The organism is Algibacter sp. (assembly GCF_049667265.1).
Lineage (GTDB): Bacteria > Bacteroidota > Bacteroidia > Flavobacteriales > Flavobacteriaceae > Algibacter_B.
In genome coordinates, this window is the sequence record NZ_JBATHX010000101.1 from 1 (window position 1) to 3,328 (window position 3,328).

Sequence of the window (3,328 nt, forward strand, 5' to 3'; positions counted from 1 at the left end):
TAAATCATTCCTCTTTTGGCATTCCAATAAAATATATTACAATTGACAGAATTGTAGTATATTTATCAAAGGTCTTGAGTCGGAACGATTCATATCCACTATCGTTGTAGGTAATTAAGAATAATACTTATAAAATAAAAGACTATGCCTTTATACATGGATATTCACAATGTTGATTCTGACGAGTTCTCGGCTGAGGATGTTGTAAAGGCACATATGGAAGATCTTGCCGTAGAAGATAAATTCGGTGTAAAACAATTGAAATATTGGGTTAATGAGCAAGGTAAAACAATCTTTTGCTTGATGGAAGGACCGAGTAAAGAAGCCTGTAATCAGGTTCATCTAGAATCACACGGAAACACGGCTTGCAATATCATTGAAGTAGCAGACGATGAATACAACCTCTTCATGGGACAAGGTACCGACGTTAATGATTTAGCAAAAACAGATTCTGGAGATCTTGATCCTGGCTACAGAACTATTCTTCTGACCAATATCGTATGCTTTTCTCAAAATAGTAATGGGTATTTTAAAAAAATAAAAGGTCTAGTTTTGGAACATAATGGAGTAATTATCCGTGAACCAACTAACCAAATAATGGTTACGTTCATTTACGCTACAGATGCCATTTCTTGTGCAATATCAATAATGGAATTACTTAAATCTTCTTCAAGTAAATTAGAATTTAACTTAGCCGTAGTAAGTGGAAATCCGGTTGATGAAGAAGGAACTACATTCTTTGAAGAAACAAAAAATAAAATTAATAGTCTATGTTCTTTAGGCCTCAATAAAAAACTATATTTAGATAGCAAAACCGTTGCACTTTCAAAAAAAGAATTACAAGAGCAACAAGAAAAGCAAACTAACTTTACTCTTGTCAACAATGACGACTTTGACTTTTCTTTGATGCTGCATATTACGATAAACAAACATTTTAACCGATCCGACTTTAAAAGTGAAGATTTATTCTCGGAAATCGGAATGAGTAAATCTCAAGCAAGTCGTAAGATCAAATCATTAACTGGACAAGCTCCAAATCAACTTATTCAGGAATCACGACTTCAAAGTGCATTGGGAAAAATGTCCCAAAGCCAAAAAACAATTGCCGAGATTGCTTACCAATCTGGATTTAATAGTCCAACATACTTTACACGTGTTTTCAGGAAAAGATTTGGAATTTCTCCAACTGAATTCATAACCCAACTCACTTAATTTCAATAAATATTGTGATTGAATCAATTGTTTCAGGATTTGAATCAATTGTGAAATACTTCTGCTTCTATGTTTTTCATATTTGCATCATAAAGTATGGGAAACAATTAACAGTTAAAAAATTTCAATCATGGAAACAGTAAAAGTATTCAATCCAGAACATTACAAAACAACAACTAGAGAACAATGGCAAACGGCGGCAGAGGCATGGCACCGTTGGCATCCAACATTAAAAAGCTGGTTAGGACCTGCAACTGATCTCATGCTAGATATGGCAGAAGTTAAAGAAGGATATCGTGTATTAGATATTGCAGCCGGCGCAGGAGAACAATCAATCACAGCAGCCGAAAAGGTTGGTCCTAAGGGGTATGTTTTGGCAACGGACCTTGCTCCAAAAATTCTTGATTTTGCAGTAGAGCTTGCCATTGAAAAGGGTATCAATAATATTGAAACGAAGGAAATGGATGGTGAAAACCTAACCGTTCCTGATAATTCCTTTGACACCGTGATTTCAAGAGTTGGATTGATCTTCTTTCCTGACCAGCAAAAAGCGCTTAAAGAAATGAAACGAGTTTTAAAACCTGGTGGATTTGTAGCTGCAATTGTTTATTCTACCGTTGATAAAAACCAGTTCTTTTCGACTCCTGTTTCAGTAATTAGGAGGCGTGCTCAACTACCTCCTCCATTGTCTGGACAACCTGGTCCTTTTAGCCTTGGTTCAGAAGGTGTATTAGATGACGCGTTCAATCAAGCTGGTTTTATTAACGTTCAATCAAAGACTGTAAGTGCACCTGTTAAAATGGAGAAAGCGGAAGACTGTGTTAAATTTGAATATGAATCGTTTGCTGCGTTGCATCAAATGCTCGGTGGCTTATCAGATAATGAAAAAGCTGCAGCTTGGGAAGAAATTCGTGTGGAGCTATCGAAGTTTGAAGATGAAAATGGGTTCTCAGGGCCATGCGAGTTAGTAGTTGGGATTGGGCAAAAACCACTAGAGTAATAACTACCTACAACATGCGTATAAAACAAATAGAATCACTATAACTATTTGGTTTTCAGAACAGATAAAAAATATTTTTAGATTTTTTATGATGCATTAAAACATCTATTAAATTCTGAGTGAGCCATAAGAGTAAGCGCGTTAGGGATTGTAGTGGCATCCTTTTTTTGCTACCATATATGGAAAAAAAAGATATAACGGAAAGCCCGACCCTTGGGTAACGCCCAAATAAAATTAATTATCTACCGCGTCTTTTTTGTGCTCTTGCTGAAGTTCCAGCACCATAATGTTGGGTAGGGCCAACGGCTTGTTTCATGTTTTGCTTCATCATTTTTATCTGTTCGGTTAACATGCCTTGTTTGTCTAATTTCTGTGCTTCAGCTAATAAGGTTTTTGCTTCTTGTTTTCTGCGTTTTGAAAATGCAATACCAGCCAAATTCAATTTTGCCATGGCTAAATCGTGATCCATTGATAAACCTAATGAAAGCGCTTTTTTAAAGTATTTCTCAGCCTCATTCACATTATCTTGCGATACCATAATACCATGTAAATAATTATAATAGCCTTGTTGCTTAGTTACCAGAGCTGCTTCAGGGTTTTTAATTTTATTCAACCATTTTTTTGCCCCTTCAAAATCTTGTTTACGTAATCTTAAAAAAGCTAATAGAATAAATTCATTTTTAAAATACAGAAATATGAAAATTAAAGACAAAAATATAAGCGCAATGCCATTACCAATTTCACCTTCTGTAAATTGATAAACTGCAAAAGCAATGATTGCTGCGGCTATGATAAGTTTTATGATTTTATTGTACATAATTTTAAATTTCTAATAGTAAAAAGTGATGTTTGCGTATGAAACAAACTGTTTTATGATTTATAAGACTGCAAAGAAACTAAATTTTTATGAAAAAATGGATACCAATATTTAACAAAATAATGGGTTAGCCTAAATAAATAGAGGACTGGCGGGAGTTTTTAAATAGTTGAAAATATTTCTAATTTTTTTTAAAAAATGATTTGCAAAGTAATAAAGGCTTTGTATATTTGCCCTCGGTTTTAACAAGGCCATCTATTTAAAAAATACAATTCAGTTTAAAGATATAAGATAATGAG

At 34.2% G+C, this 3,328-nt stretch carries 3 protein-coding genes; 2 read left to right on the forward strand and 1 reads right to left on the reverse strand.

Translation table 11 applies throughout. From position 1 onward, the window contains the following. Window positions 1-144 precede the first annotated feature (144 nt). On the forward strand, window positions 145-1,212 hold the full coding sequence (locus tag WBN21_RS03640) for a nickel-binding protein (RefSeq protein ID WP_424197938.1): 1,068 nt from the start codon (window positions 145-147) through the stop codon (window positions 1,210-1,212). A gap of 130 nt (window positions 1,213-1,342) precedes the next feature. Continuing rightward, a complete protein-coding gene (locus WBN21_RS03645) occupies window positions 1,343-2,212 on the forward strand; it encodes a class I SAM-dependent methyltransferase (protein WP_424197939.1) in 870 nt (289 codons plus the stop codon). 238 nt (window positions 2,213-2,450) lie between these two features. On the opposite strand, the gene WBN21_RS03650 is transcribed toward WBN21_RS03645, so the two are convergent. Beyond that, entirely contained in the window at window positions 2,451-3,029 is a 579-nt protein-coding gene (locus tag WBN21_RS03650) for a DUF2892 domain-containing protein (protein ID WP_424197940.1), read from the reverse strand. Window positions 3,030-3,328: the final 299 nt, after the last annotated feature.

Bases quoted from the DNA above. Each gene is read 5' to 3' on its own strand.
- WBN21_RS03640 (WP_424197938.1), top strand. From the start codon at position 145: ATGCCTTTATACATGGATATTCACAATGTTGATTCTGACGAGTTCTCG.
- WBN21_RS03645 (WP_424197939.1), top strand. From the start codon at position 1,343: ATGGAAACAGTAAAAGTATTCAATCCAGAACATTACAAAACAACAACT.
- WBN21_RS03650 (WP_424197940.1), bottom strand. From the start codon at position 3,029: ATGTACAATAAAATCATAAAACTTATCATAGCCGCAGCAATCATTGCT.